Below are 15604 nucleotides of genomic sequence, written 5' to 3' on the forward strand. Positions count from 1 at the left end.
CCCGCGACCACCGGTCCGGCGCCACGGCCCCGGCGGACCGTAGGCTCGGCCGCGTGACCGAGCTCAGCCACGTCGACGAGGCCGGAGCGGCCCGCATGGTGGACGTGTCGGACAAGCGACCCGGCCGCCGCGCCGCCGTCGCGACCGGCGTCGTGCACACCACCGCCGAGGTGGTGCGGCTGCTGCAGTCCGACGGACTACCCAAGGGCGACGCGCTCGCCACCGCCCGGATCGCCGGGATCATGGGTGCCAAGCGCACCCCGGACCTGGTCCCGCTCTGCCACCCGATCGCGATCAGCGGGGTCACCGTCGACCTCGACCCGCAGGTCGACGGCGACACCGGACGGGTGGCGGTCCGCGCGGAGGTGCGCACCACCGACCGGACGGGCGTGGAGATGGAGGCCCTGACCGCGGTGGCCGTCGCCGGGCTCACCCTGCACGACATGATCAAGGCGGTCGACCCGGCCGCCGTGCTCGACGCGGTCCGGGTCGAACGCAAGGACGGCGGGAAGACCGGGCACTGGACGCGGCCGGAGGACCGGTCGTGACCGGGCCGGGGAGGACCCGGACCGCGCGGGTGGTCACCGCCTCGAACCGGGCGGCCGCCGGCGTCTACGCCGACCGCGGCGGACCGTTGATCGTCGGCTGGCTGCGTGAGCGGGGCTACGAGACCCCCGACCCGGTCGTCGTCGGGGACGGCGAGCCGGTCGGCGAGGCGCTGCGGGCCGCCGTCGCGGACGGGGCCGACGTCGTGATCACCACCGGCGGCACCGGCATCTCCCCCACCGACGCCACCCCCGAGGTGACCCGCGCGGTGCTGGACCACGAGGTGCCCGGTCTCGCCGACGCGATCCGCCGGGCCGGCGAGGAGAAGGTGCCGGCCGCCGTGCTCTCCCGCGGGCTGGCCGGGGTGGCCGGCCGGACCCTGGTGGTCAACCTGCCCGGATCCACCGGGGGCGTGTCCGACGGCCTCGGCGTGCTCGAGGGCGTGCTCGACCACGCCGTGGATCAACTGCACGGAGGCGACCACCGATGACCGGATCCGCCGCGACCGCCCACGTGGTCCGCGCCGCGGTCGGCGAGGACCCGCTCGACGTCGACGAGCACGCCCGGCTCGTCGAGCACGCCGCCGCCGGCGCCGTGGTGACCTTCGCCGGGGTGGTCCGCGACCACGACGGCGGACGCTCGGTGCACGGCCTGGAGTACAGCGCGCACCCGACCGCGGCCCGGATCGTCGGGGAGGTGGCCGCGGAGATCGCGGCGGCCTCGCCCGGGGTGCGCGCGCTGGCGGTCAGCCACCGGGTCGGCCCGCTCGACATCGGCGAGGTCGCGCTGGTCTGCGCCGTGGCCGCCGAACACCGCCGGGAGGCGTTCACCGCCTGCGCCGAGCTGGTCGACGAGGTGAAGCGCCGGCTCCCGGTGTGGAAGCACCAGCGGTTCACCGACGGCACCGACGAGTGGGTCAACTCGACCTGAGGCACCGGGACGCCCGGCAGGACCGGGCCGTCCGCGGTCCGGGGCCGGCACCCGGGCGATGATCGCTCACGGGCGCCGGCAGGCCGGCAGTCCGGCCCCGCACACACGGAACGGCCCGGTCCCCTGTGGAGGGACCGGGCCGTCGTCCGCCGGGGGCGGGTGCTGGGGACACCTCGCGCCCGTCCCACGCCCCGGATGGCGGTCCGGGAGCGAGTGGGGAGCCGGGTCAGCCCAGCTTCAGGGACTGACCCACGGAGATCACGTCGGGGTTCGCGATCCCGTTGAGGGACGCGAGCTGCCCGACCGAGGTGCCGTGCGCCGAGGCGATCTTCGACAGTGTGTCGCCCGACTTCACGGTGTAGCCACCGGCCGCCGGGGCGGCGGCGCGGGGGGCGGCAGCGGGGGCCGGGGCGGAGGCGGTGACCCGCTTGCCCGGCTCGGCCGCGTGGCCGGTCAGCCCCATCTTCTTGGAGCAGCTCGGCCAGGCGTTCCAGCCCTGGCCGGCGAGGACCCGCTCGGCGACGGCGATCTGCTCGGCGCGGCTGGCGTTGTGCGCCGAGCCGCTGCCGCCGAAGGCCTGCCAGGTGGACGGCGAGAACTGCAGGCCGCCGTGGTACCCGTTGCCGGTGTTGATCGACCAGTTGCCGCCGCTCTCGCACTGGGCGAGGCGGTCCCAGACCTCGTCGGGGGCGGCGTTGGCGGTGCCGACCATCGCGGCGGACGCGCCGACCGTGAGAAGGCCCGCCACGGCGACGCGCAGCAGACTTCGGCCCTTGGATCCCTGAGACATTGCTGTGCTCCCCACCGCGCCGGCCCGAGCGATCACGTCCGCGCAGGGGCCACCCGGGGCACACGTGTGCCCACCGTTCGTCGCGGATGCGTCGATCGGGACGGGGAGCGCGACGTCGGATCGACGCCCGCGGAAGTGATCTCTCGTCCCCGTCCCGTTCTCGTGTTTCGACGGACCGGACAGCCGCGGGACGGGGGTGGTTCGGCGCGGCGGGTCCGGATGGTGGCTCGTTCGGTTCGGTCGCTCCTCGGCGGCGCGACCGAGGGAGAACAGTGAATGCAGGAAACGAATCCGTCAAAGGGCACTTCGGTGAGCGGAATCACTGTAACATGCCCGTAATTATCAAAGTGACCTCAAACGCGCTGGTCAGCGACGTCACATCACGCCCGAATCACGCGGATATGAACCTTTCCTGTCCGGAAGCATCTCGAACCACAGGCCACTGTCGACCGTCTGTACAGGGATGGGCGGACGTCTGCTGTGGGCGCCCGTCCGCTCCGTCCGGCATCCTGGACGGGTGAACGACTCCGTACCGGCTCCCGGTGGTCCGGACGAGCTCGCCGCGGCACTGCGCGCGACCGGCTACCTCCCCGACGAGGGGCTGGCGACCGCGACCTACCTGGCCATGGCGATGCACCGTCCGCTGTTCTGCGAGGGCGAGCCCGGCACCGGCAAGACCGCGCTGGCGCAGGCGCTGGCCGAGGCGCTCGACGCCCCGCTCATCCGGCTGCAGTGCCACGACGGGATCGACGCCGGCCAGGCGCTCTACGACTGGGACTTCCCCCGCCAGCTGCTGCACCTGCGCGCACTCGAGGCCGCCGCCGGGGCCGGCGACGGCACGCTGGACGTCGACGCCGTCGAGGCCTCCCTCTACGACGAGCGCTTCCTGCTCGCCCGGCCGATCCTGCGCGCGCTGCGCACGTCGCCGTCGGTGCTGCTGATCGACGAGATCGACCGGGCGGACGACGAGTTCGAGGCCTTCCTGCTCGAGGTGCTCACCGAGCACGCGGTCACCATCCCCGAGGTCGGTGAGGTGCGGGCGCAGACGCCGCCGATCGTCGTCCTCACCTCCAACCGGACCCGAGAGGTGCACGACGCGCTCAAGCGCCGCTGCCTCTACCTCTGGCTGGAGCACCCGTCGATCGAGCGGGAGATCGAGATCCTGCACTCGAGGCTGCCGGAGGTCCCCGAGCGGCTCGCGGCCGCCGTCGCGCGGGCGGTGCAGAAGCTGCGGCACGCCGACCTGATCAAGCCACCGGGCGTCGCCGAGACCCTGGACTGGGCCCGCGCGCTGCAGCTGGTCGGCGCCCGTCACCTCGACGCCGAGGTCGCGGCCCGCACCCTCGGCGCGGTGCTGAAGTACCGGGAGGACGCCGACCGGGTGCACGCCCAGCTCGACACCCTGCTGGCGTCCTGACCCCGGCTCCGATGACCACGAGCGGAACGACGCCCGACGAGGCCCCGGACACCCTGCTGACCGGGCTCGTGGGGTTCAGCGAGGTGCTGCGCGCGGCCGGCCTGCCGGTGAGCCAGGAGCGCGTCACCGCGTTCCTGCGTGCCCTCGACACGCTCGACGTCACCGACCGGGACCAGGTGTACTGGGCCGGGCGTCTCACCCTCTGTGCCGACCCCGACGACGTCCTGCGTTACGACCTGGCCTTCCCGGCGTGGTTCGAGCCGGGCCGGACACGGCCCGCGACGAACCGCGACGAGCGCCCGCCGGCCCCGCCGCGGCTCGCCGCGCTGCTCCCGGGGCGCGAGGAGAGCGGCGCGTCCGACGAGTCCGACGGCCCGGAGATCAAGGCCGCGGCCACCGGCACCGAGGTGCTGCGCCACCGCGACCTGGCCGAGCTGAGCCCGGCCGAACGCGAGCACCTGCGCCGGGTGATGGCGCTGCTGACCCCGGAGCCGCCGACCCGGCCGTCCCGGCGCCGGCGTCCGGCGCGGCGCGGCGACGCCGACCCCGAACGCACCCTGCGCGGCGTCCTGCGCAACCAGGGCGAGCTGGTCCGGATCCGGCGCCGGGACACCGGGCGGCGGCCGCGCAAGGTGGTACTGCTGATCGACGTGTCCGGGTCGATGGAGCCCTACGCCGACGCCCTGCTGCGTTTCGCGCACGCGTTCGTGCGGCGGTCACCCCGCTCGGTGGAGGCGTTCACGCTCGGGACGCGGCTGACCCGGATCACCCGCGAACTGCGCCAGCGCGATCCGGAGCGCGCGCTGGGCGCCGCCGGGAAGGCGATCCCGGACTGGTCCGGCGGGACGCGGCTCGGTGAGGTCCTGAAGGCCTTCGTCGACCGGTGGGGCCGGCGCGGCGCGGCCCGCCGTGCGGTCGTCGTGGTGTTCTCCGACGGCTGGGAACGCGGTGGGACCGACCTGCTCGGCGAGCAGACCGCGCAGCTGTCCCGGCTCGCGCACCGGCTCATCTGGGTGAACCCGCACGCGGGGAAGGACGGGTACGCGCCCGTCCAGGGGGGAATAGTCGCGGCACTACCGCACTTGGACGAGTTGTTGGCCGGGCACAGCCTGGCCACGCTGGAGAGACTTCTCGAGGGGCTGAGGAATGCGTGACGTGATCGACCAGCTCGAGGGCTGGTGGAAGAACGGCGAGCCGGCGGCACTGGCGACGGTGGTCGGCACCTTCCGCTCCGCGCCCCGCCAGCCCGGGGCCTCGATGCTGGTGGGTCCGGGCGGCGAGGCCGTCGGGTCGGTGTCCGGCGGCTGCGTCGAGGGTGCGGTCTACGAGCTCGGGCAGGAGGTGCTGGCCGACGAGCGGCCGGTGCTGCAGCGCTACGGCGTGTCCGACGACGACGCGTTCGCGGTCGGGCTCACCTGCGGCGGCATCCTCGACGTCTTCGTCGAGAAGGTGACCCCGGAGACCTACGCCCAGCTCGGCCGGATCGCCGAGGCGGTCCGCGACGAGGACCCGGTCGCCGTCGCCACCGTCGTCGCCGGGCCGGTCGAGCGGCTGGGACAGCGGCTGGTCGTGTGGCCGGACCGGACCGAGGGCGGCACCGGGTCGGACCGGATCGACGACGCCGTCCGGGACGACGTCCGGGGCCTGCTCGACTCCGGCCGCAACGCCACCCTGACCTACGGGGTGAACGGCGAGCGCCGTGGCGAGGGCCTGCAGGTCTTCGTCGAGTCGTTCGCCCCGCCGCCCCGCATGATCGTGTTCGGGGCGATCGACTTCGCCGCCGCGGTGGCCCGGATCGGCGGCTTCCTCGGCTTCCGGGTGACGGTGTGCGACGCCCGCCCGGTCTTCGCCACCGCCAGCCGGTTCCCGGGCGCGAACGAGGTCGTCGTCGAGTGGCCGCACCGCTACCTGCAGGCCGAGGCCGACGCGGGTCGGATCGACCAGCGGACCGCGCTGTGCGTGCTCACCCACGACCCCAAGTTCGACGTCCCGCTGCTCGAGGTGGCGCTGCGCCTGCCGGAGGTCGGCTACATCGGCGCGATGGGGTCGCGGCGCACCCACGACGACCGCATCGCGCGGCTGCGCGAGCAGGGCGTCACCGATGCCGAGATCGCGAAGATGTCGTCGCCGATCGGCCTCGATCTGGGCGCCCGCACGCCGGAGGAGACGGCGGTGTCGATCGCCGCCGAGATGATCGCCCAGCACTGGGGCGGCCAGGGCACCCCGCTGGCCGAGCGCGAGGGCCCGATCCACAGCTCCTGACTTTTCGGACAGGCCGTCCGGCGCACCGACCAGCGGTTCCGCCCCGCGTCGCCGGTTCGAGGTGGCCGGGAAGCGGCCCGGTCCCTGTACCGTGGGCCACAGGCTCGTGACCGAGCCGCACGCCGATCCGTGCGGATTACCACCACCTCGGAGCGGGAGGAGGGCAGCGTGGTCCTCACCGGTTCACCCGGCGCGGCACCGCGGGACGGCACGGTCGTGCTCGACGCCGACCCGGGCGGCCCCGCCGCGGCGCAGCGGCCCGCGCACGACGGCAGGCCCCGCCTCTCCAAGTTCCACGCGCCCGAGATCGTGTTCGGTCCGGACTCGCTGCCCGAGACCGCGCACGCCGCGGTGCGCCTCGGCGCGCGTCGCCCGTTCGTCGTCACCGACCCCGGCGTGACCGAGGCCGGCTGGCCGGCCGAGCTCCTGCGGCACCTGCGGGCCGCCGGACTGCGCCCGCAGCTGTGGAACGAGATCACCCCGAACCCGAAGGACCACGAGATCCAGGCCGGGTTCGAGCGGTACGAGAGCTCCGGCTGCGACGTCGTGATCGGGATCGGCGGCGGCTCGGTGATCGACGCCGCGAAGGGTGTCGCGCTGCTGGCGTCGAACGGCGGGGTGATCGGGGACTACGAGGGGATCGACCGGATCGCCCACCCCATCCCGCCGCTGGTGATGGTGCCCTCGACGTCGGGCACCGGGGCCGACGTCTCGCAGTTCTGCATCGTCACCGACACCGCGCGCCTGACCAAGATCACGATCATGGGGCGGGCGCTGGTCCCGGACGTCTCGGTCGTCGACCCGCGGCTGCTGGTCAGCATGCCGGACTGGCTCAACGCCGCCACCGGGCTGGACGCGCTGACCCACGGCATCGAGGCGTACGTGTCGCTCGCGCACGGGCCGCTGACCGACACGCACGCGTTGCACGCCGTCGCGCTGGTGCGCGCGAACCTGCCGACGACGATGATCCGGCGCCACGACGACGGCCCGCGCACCGCGATGGCCCAGGCGGCGCTGGAGGCCGGCCTGGCCTTCACCAACGCGATCCTCGGCGCCACGCACGCGATGAGCCACCAGGTCGGCGGCATGCTGGACCTGCCGCACGGGCTGATCAACGGCATCCTGCTCCCGCACGTCATCCGGTTCAACGGCGCCGGCGACCCCACCCGCTTCGTGCCGATCGCGCAGGCCATGGGACTGCCCGCCCGGCCCGGGATGCCCGGCGACGAGGCCGTCGACATGGTCGCCACCGAGGTGCGCAAGCTCGCCGACGAGGTCGGCGTGCCGACCGGGCTGGGCGCGATCGGCGTCCGGGAGTCCGACGTGCCCCGGCTGTCCCGGCTCACCCTCGGCGACGCCTGCCTCACCACCAACCCGCGCACCGCGACCGTCGCCGAGATCGCGGACCTGTTCCGGGAGGCGCTGTGAGGCGCCTCCCGGGGAGGCCTGCACCATGACGGCTGCGGCCCGCTTCCCCCGCCGCCGTACGCCGAGCCCCGCGGCCGGGCCGCAGGCGGGGTTCCGCGCGCGGCCCGACCTCGACGCGCTCACCGGGCTGCGGTCGGGCAAACCGTCGTTCTACCCGGAGTACCGCGTCGGGCTCGAGCGGCTCACCCGCGTGATCCTCGCGCTGGACCGGATCTCCGCCGCGCTGGTGCGGACCATGGAGGGCTCCGAGGCGCTGGTCCGCGCGGTCGCCGACGCCGCGGCCGACCATCTCTCCGCCGACTGGCTGATCTTCGGCCTGGTCGAGGGCGAGCTGCCCGACGCCGCTCCACGGCACGTCGTCCTCGGCCCGGACGGGGTGGAGTGGTCCGACCTGCACCTGGTCCCGGACCGGGTGCGACGGCACGTGGAGCTGCTCCAGGCCGGGACCGGCGGCGACTCCTCCCACGACCCCGAGACCCACGATCCCGAGACGCAACGCCGGCACCTGCACGTGCCGATCCGGCTCAACGGGCGCACCGTCGGCGGGTTCGTCGCCTGGACCCCACCGGACCGCGAGATCGACGACACCGACCACTCGGTGCTGCGGATCCTGGCCGGGCAGACGGCGTCGGCACTGCAGAACTGCGCCCTGCTGGACCGGGCCGAGCGGTTGCACGCCCGCACCGCGGCCCAGGCCGAGGACCTGCGCAGCCGCAACGACGAGCTGACCCGCGCCCAGCAGGCCCTCGGCGCCGCCCGCCAGCGCGAGGTGCTCGACAACGAGCGGCACCGGATCGCCCGCGAGCTGCACGACAGCGTCACCCAGTACGCGCTGTCCGCGGGGATGCACATCGAGCTCTGCCGCAGCGAGGTGGCCGATCCCCGTCTGCTCGAGCACCTGGACACCGCGAAGGACCTGACCCGGCGCGCGGTGGAGCAGCTCCGGTCGGCGATCTACGCGCTGAACGACGACGACCACGGCGGCAAGGACCTGCCCTCGATGCTGCGCCAGCTCTCCACCGTGCACATGCCCGACGAGCTGCGGGTCGAGGTCACCATCGGCGGCACTCCGGTGCCGCTGGGGCACGAGCACGAGCAGTCGCTGTTCCGCATCGCCGGGGAGGCGCTGTTCAACACCGCGATGCACGCGTCGGCGTCCCGGGCGGTGGTCCGGCTCGCCTACACCGGCGGGCGGGTCCGGCTCTCGGTCTCCGACGACGGCGGCGCCTCCCCCGAGCAGATCCGCCGCACGATGCGCGCGGCCGCGGTCCGCGGCCCCTCCGGCGAGCACCGCGGGCTGGTCAACATGGACGCCCGGGCCCGCGAGATGGGCGGGACCCTGCGGTTCCGGCGGTCCCGGATCGGTGGTCTGCAGGTGCAGGTGGACGTCCCGCTCGGGACGCCCGGGGAGGAGCCTTCGTGATGACCACACGCACCGCTCCGGCCGGCGGCGGCACCACGCCCCGGCCCGAGTGGTCCGACGTCCGCCCGATCCGGATCGTCCTGGTCGACGACCACTCGATCATGCGGCAGGGCCTGCGCGCCGTCCTCGAGCGAGAGGACGACCTGCGGGTCGTCGGCGAGGCGGGCAGTGCGACCGAGGCGATCGCCGCCGTCGACGCCGGGCGCCCGCACGTCGTCCTGCTGGACCTCAAGCTGGCCTCCGGACCGCAGACCGACGGCCTCGAGGTCTGCCGCAAGCTGTGCGCCGACCACCCCGGCATCGGGGTGCTGGTGCTGACGACGTTCGCCGAGGACCGGCTCGTCGTCGAGTCGGTGCAGGCCGGGGCGCGCGGCTACGTCGTCAAGGACGTCGACACCACCGAGCTGGTCCGGGCGATCCGCGCGGTCTCCCGCGGGGAGAGCGCGTTCGACGCCCGCAGCGCCTCGGCCATGGTCCGCTCGCTGTCCGGCGGGATGCCGGACCGGGAACGGCTGACCGACCGCGAGCTCGACGTGCTACGGCTGCTGGCCCGCGGGCTGTCGAACCGGGCGATCGGGGCGGAGCTCTTCATCTCCGAGACGACGGTCAAGTTCCACGTCGGGAACCTGATGCGCAAGCTGATGGTCTCGAGACGGGCCGAAGCCGTCTACGCGGCCACCAAGCTGGGCCTCCTCTAGCCGCCGACGTCCCCGCGGAGGGCGACGCGGTCGGTTCAGGGGGCGACGGCCTGGAGGGTGAAGGTCAGCGGCAGGAGCGGGTGGCCGTCGGTCAGCCGCCATTCGCCGTCGTCGCCCTCGACCATCCGGCCCGGCAGCGCCTGCCACGGCACGGACGTGTGCTCGGTCAGGTCCGTGATCGCCAGGCCCTGGTCGAGCAGCGCCGTGGCGATCTCGCCGAGACCGTGGTTCCACTCGTGGGTCACGGTGGCGGTGAGCGGCCGGGCGATCGTGGCGTAGCTGGACTCGTCGTCGAACTCCAGCGGCTCGGGTGTCTCGAAGTACGGGTACCGCAGGACCAGCGCCCGCTCGTCGGTCTCGTCCAGGGCGTTGAGCAGGGGGTGCCCGTCCCGGACGAACAGGCGCCCGCCCGGGGCCAGCAGCGCGGCGACCACCTCGGCCCAGCGCCGGATGTCCGGCAGCCAGCACAGCGCGCCGATCCCCGTGTAGACCAGGTCGAACGCGTGCCGGGGCAGCACGTCGTGGGCGTGCTGCACGTCCGACTCGACGAAGTCGATCGGGGCCCCCGCCCGCCCCGCGAGCGCTCGCGCCTGGTCGAGCGACGCCGGGGAGAAGTCCAGCCCGGTGACCCGGGCACCCAGCCGGTGCAGCGACAGCGTGTCGGTGCCGATGTGGCACTGCAGGTGCACGGCGCGCAACCCGGTCACGTCGCCGAGCCGGTCCCGGTCGAATCGGACCACATCGGACAGCGCCGCCGGGTCCGCGAGCAGCTCGGCCACCCGGTAGTCGGGGCTCTCGGCGTGCAGCGGCGCCCGGTCGTCCCAGGAGGCCCGGTTGATCTGCAGGGATCGGTCCACGGGGGACACTCCAGCACGCGGGAGCTCCGGCGGGCGAGCGGATTGTCGCGCCGGTAGACAGGGCCGGTGCGCTGGTACGCAGAACTGCCCACCCGGCTGGCCCGCCAGGTCGTCGCCGACGTGATCGCACTGGTCTGGACCGTCCTCGCCGTACTGGCGGGGATCGCGGTGCGCGACGGTCTGCTGGCTCTGCAGGGGCCCGGTGAGTCACTGGTCGCGGCAGGCGGGCGGGTGTCGCAGACCTTCACCGGGGTGTCGGGCACGCTGTCCGGGATCCCGCTGTTCGGCGACGACCTGGCCCGGGCACTCGCCCCGGCGACCGGCGCGGGCGAGGATCTCGCGACGGCGGGCCGGGAGTTCGGTGACACCGTGGGCACGCTCGCGACCGGCGCGCTGATCGTCGTCCCGCTGCTGCTCCTGCTGCCGGTGCTGCTGGGCTGGCTCCCACTGCGGCTGCGCTACGCCCGCCGGGCCGGTGCGGCCGTCGCCGCCCGGCACGGTGCGCCGGAGCTGCTCGCGGTGCGCGCGCTGGCCCGGGTGCCGGTGCACCGGCTCACCCGGGTCGCGCCCGACCCGGCCGCGGCCTGGCGGTCGGGGGACCCCGTCGTCACCGGCCGCCTCGCCGCCCTCGAACTGTCCGACCTGGGTCTGCGACCGACCAGGTGATCGCCGCGCGGGTGCATGCGGCCGCGACAATCTACTCCTCCCGGTCGGGGGAGCTCGCGTGCGCCCAGTACCGGCGCGGGATGCGGCCGGCGTGCCGCGCGTCCCAGCCCGCCTCGACGCCCCGGCGCATCGCCCGGGCCATCCGCTCCGGGTCCGCGGCGCGGGTGACGGCGGTGGCGAGCAGCACGGCGTCGCACCCCAGCTCCATCGCCTGCGCGGCCTCGGACGCGGTGCCGATCCCGGCGTCGAGCACCACCGGCACGCCGGCCCCGTCGACGATCATCTCGATGTTGTGCGGGTTGCGGATGCCCAGCCCGGTGCCGATCGGTGACCCGAGCGGCATGACCGCGGCGCACCCGGCCTGCTCCAGGCGGCGGGCCAGGACCGGGTCGTCGTTGGTGTAGGGCAGGACGGTGAACCCGTCGTCGACGAGCTGCTCGGCGGCGTCGAGCAGCTCCACGGGATCCGGCAGCAGGGTGCGCTCGTCCGCGACGACCTCGAGCTTGACCAGGTCGGTCTCCAACGCCTCACGCGCCATCCGTGCGGTGAGCACCGCCTCGGCCGCCGTCCGGCAGCCCGCGGTGTTCGGCAGCACCCGGATCCCGAGGCGGCGCAGCAGGTCGAGCAGCCCCGTGCCACCCGCGACGTCGACCCGGCGCAGCGCGACGGTCGTCAGCTCGGTACCCGAGGCGGACAGCGCCCGCTCCAGGATCTCGAGGTTCGCCGCACCCCCGGTCCCCATGATCAGGCGGGAGTCGAACTTCTCCTCGCCGATGGTCAGCGGCGCGTCGGCCCGTTCGCTCATGGTCATCCTCCCTGGACGGCGGTCAGGACCTCGACCCGCGCCCCGTCGGCGAGCCGGTGCTGCGGCCAGGTCGCGCGCGGTACGACCTCCCCGTCGACGGCGACGGCGATCCCCCGCTCGGGCAGCCCGGCCTCGGTCAGCACCCGGGCGAGCAGGGGCTCACCGTCGATCTCCCGGCTCTCGCCGTTCAGCTCGATCCGCATCACCGCGCTCCTCTCGGTCACTGCGTTCCTCCCGGCCGCGCCGCGGCGCCGGCCACCGCACCGGCGGTCCCGTGCCGACCGCCGGCCGTCGCGTCCGGGGCCCTTCCGGCCTCGCCCCGAGGGCCGAACCGGGCGGGATCGGCCGCGCGGGCGGCGTCGGGCACGTCCTCCCCGGCCAGCAGCGCGCCCACCGCGGCCACCGTGACCGGCGCGAGCAGCATGCCGTTCCGGCCGTGGCCGGTGGCGACCAGCAGTCCCTCCGGCCCGGCTCGCCCGATCAGCGGCATGTTGTCCCGGCTCCCCGGACGCAACCCGGCCGCCGTCTCGGTCAGCTCGTACTCCGCGATCCCGGGCAGTACCCGCTCGGCATCCCGGAGCAGGTCCCGGACACCGCCGACGGTGACGGCGGTGTCGAACCCGTTCTCGGCCGTCGTCGCACCGATCACCAGGTCCCCGTGGCCGGGTACCACGCGAGGCACCGCGTACACCGGTCGTCCGTCGACCAGTGCGCGCACGGTGACCGACGGCGGCGGCAGCGCCCCGGCCCGCCGGGTCAGCCGCAGGATCTCGCCCTTCACCGGCCGGACCAGGCCGTCGAGCACCGGGTGCAGGGCAGCGGAGTGCGCGCCCGCCGCGACCAGGACGGCGTCGGCGTCGATCTCGGACCCGTCCGCCAGGCGCACGCCGGTGACCCGGTCGTCGGCGGACCGCACGGATCCGACCGCCCGCTCGTCGACGACCACCCCGGCGCGTTCCCCGGCGGTCCGCAGCGCGGTGAGCAGGCGCCGGTTGTCGACGGAGGGATCGCCGGGCACCGACAGGCCCCCGCGGACGTCCGGGCCGAGCGCCGGCTCGAGGCGGCGCATCCCGCGCCCGTTCAGGCGCTCGACGCGGCGGCCGAGCGACTCCAGGTAGCCGGCAAGCGCGTCGAGCTCGTCGCGGTCCCCGGTACCGGTCGCGACGACGACGGTGCCGGCGGCGTGCAGGCCGGCGTCGGTCCCCGCGTCCGCGGAGAGCGCGCGGGCGAACCCGGGCCACCGGGCGACCGAGTCCAGGCCGAGGGCGAGCAGGTCCTCCTCGCCGGGCCAGGCCTCGGTCACCGGGGCGAGCATCCCACCGGCGACCCAGGAGGCGCCGGTCGCGGGCGCCGGGTCGAACACGGTGACGCGCCACCCGGCGCGCGCCGCCTCCCGGGCCGCGGACAGGCCGATCACCCCGGCGCCGGCGACGGCGAGCCGTCCGGTCATGGTGGTTGCACCTCACTCCCTGCGCCGGCATGACCCGGATCAGGTTCGACGGTCGGGACCGCTGCTCAGGTCCCCTCTCAGCCCGCTCGCCGGGCTCCCGTGGTCGATCGTCGTACGTCCCCACGGTACGCCGTAGCCTCCGGGCCGTGTCCGACACCGATCTCCGCGCCCGGCGCCTCGACCGGCTCGCCCGCGCCCGCCTCTACCTGTGCACCGACGCCCGCACCGAACGGGGCGACCTCGCACAGTTCGTGGACGCCGCACTGGCGGGCGGGGTGGACATCGTCCAGCTGCGGGACAAGGGCGGCCCGGACGGCCCGCTGGAGGCGAAGGCCGAGCTCGCCGCGCTGGAGGTGCTGGCCGACGCCTGCGCCCGGCACGGCGCGCTACTGGCCGTGAACGACCGCGCCGACGTCGCGCTGGCCGCGGGTGCCGACGTGCTGCACCTCGGCCAGGACGACCTGCCGGTGTCCTGGGCCCGCCGCGTCGTGGGCGACGACGTGCTCCTCGGACGGTCGTCGCACAGTGCCGACGAGACGCTGACCGCCGCCGTCGAGGACGGCGTGGACTACTTCTGCGTGGGTCCCACCTGGCCGACACCGACCAAGCCGGGACGGCCCGCGCCCGGGCTCGACCTGGTGCGGACGGTCGCCGGGCGGGACCGCGACGCCGCCGGGGCCTCCGGGACGGTGCCGCGGCCGTGGTTCGCGATCGGCGGCATCGACGAGCAGCGCCTCGGCGAGGTGCTCGACGCCGGCGCGGACCGGATCGTCGTCGTCCGCGCGATCACCGAGGCCGGCGACCCGCGCGACGCCGCGGCCCGCCTCCGCTCCCGCCTCCCGGCCTGAGACACCCCGCCGCGCCGCGTGGCGCCCGGTCGGTGGGGCGCCGCGCACCGTCCCGGGGTGCCGCAGCGCCCGCGGGGTGACGGGCGTGTCCGGTCAGCCGCCGGAGCCCTGGCCGCCGCTCTGGCCGCCGGGCAGGACACCGCCCAGACCGCCGAGGCCGCCCGAGCCCTGATTGCCGGAACCCTGGTTGCCCGAGCCCTGGCCGCCCTGGTTGCCGCTGCCGCCCTGGCCACCGGTGCCCTGGTCGGTCTGTCCCGACCCGGGCTCGCGGGTCGGGGTCGCCTCGCCGGTCGAGTCCTGCTGCCCGTCACCGGAGCCGGTCCCGTCCTGCCGGCCGGACTCGCCGGTGGGATCGGTCGACGTCCCGGACTCGTCGGTGGTGGTCTCGGCGGAGGTCTGGTCGCCGGAGTCGGCGCCGGTGCCCTCGTCGCTCTGCTCCTCGGCCGGGGCGCCGCCCCAGACGTTGCCCACGGAGGTACCGCTGCCGGACGAGTTGCCGAACGGCGAGCCCTTGAGGGCCTCGGCCCCGGTGACCAGGAACATCGACACCACGAAGGTCATCACGCCGAGCACCGCGGACACGATCACCGTCCGGCGGGTCACCCGCACCCGCCGCAGCCCGCCCAGCCGCGACCTGGCGGACGGCGACGGCGCACCGGGCAGGTGCGAGGCGTCGAGCAGGACGGTCTCCTCACCGGTCGGACCGGCGATCGGCCGGCCGGTCCCGACCACGCGGGTCGTCCCGGCACCTCCGGCACCGGCCCGGCCGGGACATGCACCGGGACCGTGGTCCTTCAGCGCGACGGCCTTGTCCTTGAGCTCGACGGCCTTGTCCCTGCCGTGCTCGATCGAGCGGGTGAACAGCGTGGTCGCCAGGGTCGAGATGATCGACCCGAGCGCGGCGCCGACCACCGTCCCGACCGCGCCGAGGAACGATCCGAGGATCGCCGTGACGATCGCCGCCCCGGCACCGGCGGCCATCTTCGTCGGGCTCAGCTCGGCCTTCAGCGAGGTCGTCTCACCGCCACCGCGACCACTGTCGTCGCCGCCACCACTGCCACCACCACCGGGGCCGGTCGGGCCACCGCCGACCGGGCCGTTCGGGCCGCCCGGTCCCGGCGCACGAGCCAGGTCCGTCGGAGCTCCGGGCGGCATGGCCCGGGTTCGCGGCGGCACGCCACCCGGGGGCGTCGCGCCCGGTCCTCCCGGGCCGGGGACGACCCGGGTGTTGCGCGGCCCACCGGGCATCGCCGTGGTCGGCGGGGTCCCGGGCCGGGGCGGTGGCGCCGCGGCGCCCGGGGGCCGGTTCGGCACGTCCCGCCGCTGCCGCGGCACGTGCGGCGCATCCGGGGCCGCGACGGGCCGGCCGTGGGTGAGGGGTGGGGCGTGACGCGGGCGGTTCGGGGCGCCGGGAGTGGCGTCACCGGGACCGGGCTCCGGGGGGCGCTGGTGGGACATGGCTCCTTGCACAGAGATCGTGGGTG

Annotated in this window: 15 protein-coding genes, 1 pseudogene and 1 riboswitch; of the genes and pseudogenes, 10 read left to right on the forward strand and 6 right to left on the reverse strand. The window is 75.2% G+C overall.

Annotation, left to right across the window (positions count from 1 at the left end; genetic code table 11):
• Positions 1 to 53: 53 nt before the first annotated feature.
• Positions 54 to 548: a cyclic pyranopterin monophosphate synthase MoaC gene (moaC, locus tag WIS52_RS15475; protein WP_349298951.1), complete on the forward strand. Its 495-nt coding sequence runs from the start codon at positions 54 to 56 to the stop codon at positions 546 to 548.
• A gap of 29 nt (positions 549 to 577) precedes the next feature.
• Positions 578 to 1476 (forward strand): annotated as a pseudogene (locus WIS52_RS15480) (molybdenum cofactor biosynthesis protein MoaE).
• Between the two features lie 226 nt (positions 1477 to 1702).
• On the opposite strand, the gene WIS52_RS15485 reads toward WIS52_RS15480, so the two are convergent.
• Entirely contained in the window at positions 1703 to 2266 is a 564-nt protein-coding gene (locus WIS52_RS15485; RefSeq protein ID WP_349298952.1) for a LysM peptidoglycan-binding domain-containing protein, read from the reverse strand.
• A gap of 517 nt (positions 2267 to 2783) precedes the next feature.
• Here WIS52_RS15485 and WIS52_RS15490 point away from each other — a divergent pair.
• The 6 genes from WIS52_RS15490 (at position 2784) to WIS52_RS15515 (ending at position 9494) form a co-directional block, all read left to right on the forward strand.
• Positions 2784 to 3683 (forward strand): AAA family ATPase, encoded by a 900-nt coding sequence (locus WIS52_RS15490; RefSeq protein WP_349298953.1) that lies wholly within the window; start codon positions 2784 to 2786, stop codon positions 3681 to 3683.
• A gap of 11 nt (positions 3684 to 3694) precedes the next feature.
• Positions 3695 to 4837, forward strand: coding sequence for a vWA domain-containing protein (locus WIS52_RS15495; RefSeq protein WP_349298954.1), 1143 nt, complete (start codon positions 3695 to 3697; stop codon positions 4835 to 4837).
• The gene (locus tag WIS52_RS15500) at positions 4830 to 5945 is read left to right on the forward strand and encodes an XdhC/CoxI family protein (protein ID WP_349298955.1); all 1116 of its coding nucleotides are present in this window, start codon (positions 4830 to 4832) and stop codon (positions 5943 to 5945) included. Before WIS52_RS15495 ends, WIS52_RS15500 begins: the two co-directional genes overlap by 8 nt.
• A gap of 168 nt (positions 5946 to 6113) precedes the next feature.
• Complete coding sequence (locus WIS52_RS15505; protein WP_349298956.1) at positions 6114 to 7373, forward strand: iron-containing alcohol dehydrogenase; 1260 nt, start codon at positions 6114 to 6116, stop codon at positions 7371 to 7373.
• A 25-nt stretch (positions 7374 to 7398) separates the two neighbouring features.
• Entirely contained in the window at positions 7399 to 8796 is a 1398-nt protein-coding gene (locus tag WIS52_RS15510) for a MadS family sensor histidine kinase (protein ID WP_349298957.1), read from the forward strand.
• Positions 8796 to 9494, forward strand: coding sequence for a MadR family response regulator transcription factor (locus WIS52_RS15515; protein ID WP_349298958.1), 699 nt, complete (start codon positions 8796 to 8798; stop codon positions 9492 to 9494). The genes WIS52_RS15510 and WIS52_RS15515 overlap by 1 nt, the downstream gene beginning before the upstream one ends.
• A gap of 35 nt (positions 9495 to 9529) precedes the next feature.
• On the opposite strand, the gene WIS52_RS15520 is transcribed toward WIS52_RS15515, so the two are convergent.
• Complete coding sequence (locus WIS52_RS15520; protein ID WP_349298959.1) at positions 9530 to 10351, reverse strand: class I SAM-dependent methyltransferase; 822 nt, start codon at positions 10349 to 10351, stop codon at positions 9530 to 9532.
• A 66-nt stretch (positions 10352 to 10417) separates the two neighbouring features.
• On the opposite strand from WIS52_RS15520, the gene WIS52_RS15525 reads away from it, so the two are divergent.
• Positions 10418 to 11017 (forward strand): hypothetical protein, encoded by a 600-nt coding sequence (locus WIS52_RS15525; RefSeq protein WP_349298960.1) that lies wholly within the window; start codon positions 10418 to 10420, stop codon positions 11015 to 11017.
• Positions 11018 to 11048: 31 nt separating this feature from the next.
• Here the strand turns inward: WIS52_RS15525 and thiG are convergent, their stop codons facing one another.
• The 3 genes from thiG to thiO form a co-directional block, all read right to left on the reverse strand.
• Positions 11049 to 11822: a thiazole synthase gene (thiG, locus tag WIS52_RS15530; RefSeq protein ID WP_379612175.1), complete on the reverse strand. Its 774-nt coding sequence runs from the start codon at positions 11820 to 11822 to the stop codon at positions 11049 to 11051.
• Between the two features lie 2 nt (positions 11823 to 11824).
• Positions 11825 to 12046, reverse strand: coding sequence for a sulfur carrier protein ThiS (gene thiS / locus WIS52_RS15535; RefSeq protein ID WP_349298962.1), 222 nt, complete (start codon positions 12044 to 12046; stop codon positions 11825 to 11827).
• On the reverse strand, positions 12043 to 13272 hold the full coding sequence (gene thiO, locus WIS52_RS15540; RefSeq protein ID WP_349298963.1) for a glycine oxidase ThiO: 1230 nt from the start codon (positions 13270 to 13272) through the stop codon (positions 12043 to 12045). The genes thiS and thiO overlap by 4 nt, the downstream gene beginning before the upstream one ends.
• Positions 13271 to 13383: riboswitch (TPP riboswitch) on the reverse strand. (Overlaps the previous gene by 2 nt.)
• A gap of 35 nt (positions 13384 to 13418) precedes the next feature.
• Between thiO and thiE the strand changes: the two genes are divergently transcribed.
• Positions 13419 to 14120 carry a thiamine phosphate synthase gene (thiE, locus tag WIS52_RS15545; protein WP_349298964.1) on the forward strand — a complete coding sequence of 234 codons (702 nt, stop codon included), beginning with the start codon at positions 13419 to 13421 and terminating at the stop codon, positions 14118 to 14120.
• Positions 14121 to 14213: 93 nt separating this feature from the next.
• On the opposite strand, the gene WIS52_RS15550 is transcribed toward thiE, so the two are convergent.
• Positions 14214 to 15578: a hypothetical protein gene (locus tag WIS52_RS15550; RefSeq protein ID WP_349298965.1), complete on the reverse strand. Its 1365-nt coding sequence runs from the start codon at positions 15576 to 15578 to the stop codon at positions 14214 to 14216.
• Positions 15579 to 15604 lie beyond the last annotated feature (26 nt).

Origin of the sequence: Pseudonocardia nematodicida, assembly GCF_040105385.1 — a bacterium.
Classification (GTDB): Bacteria; Actinomycetota; Actinomycetes; order Mycobacteriales; family Pseudonocardiaceae; genus Pseudonocardia; species Pseudonocardia nematodicida.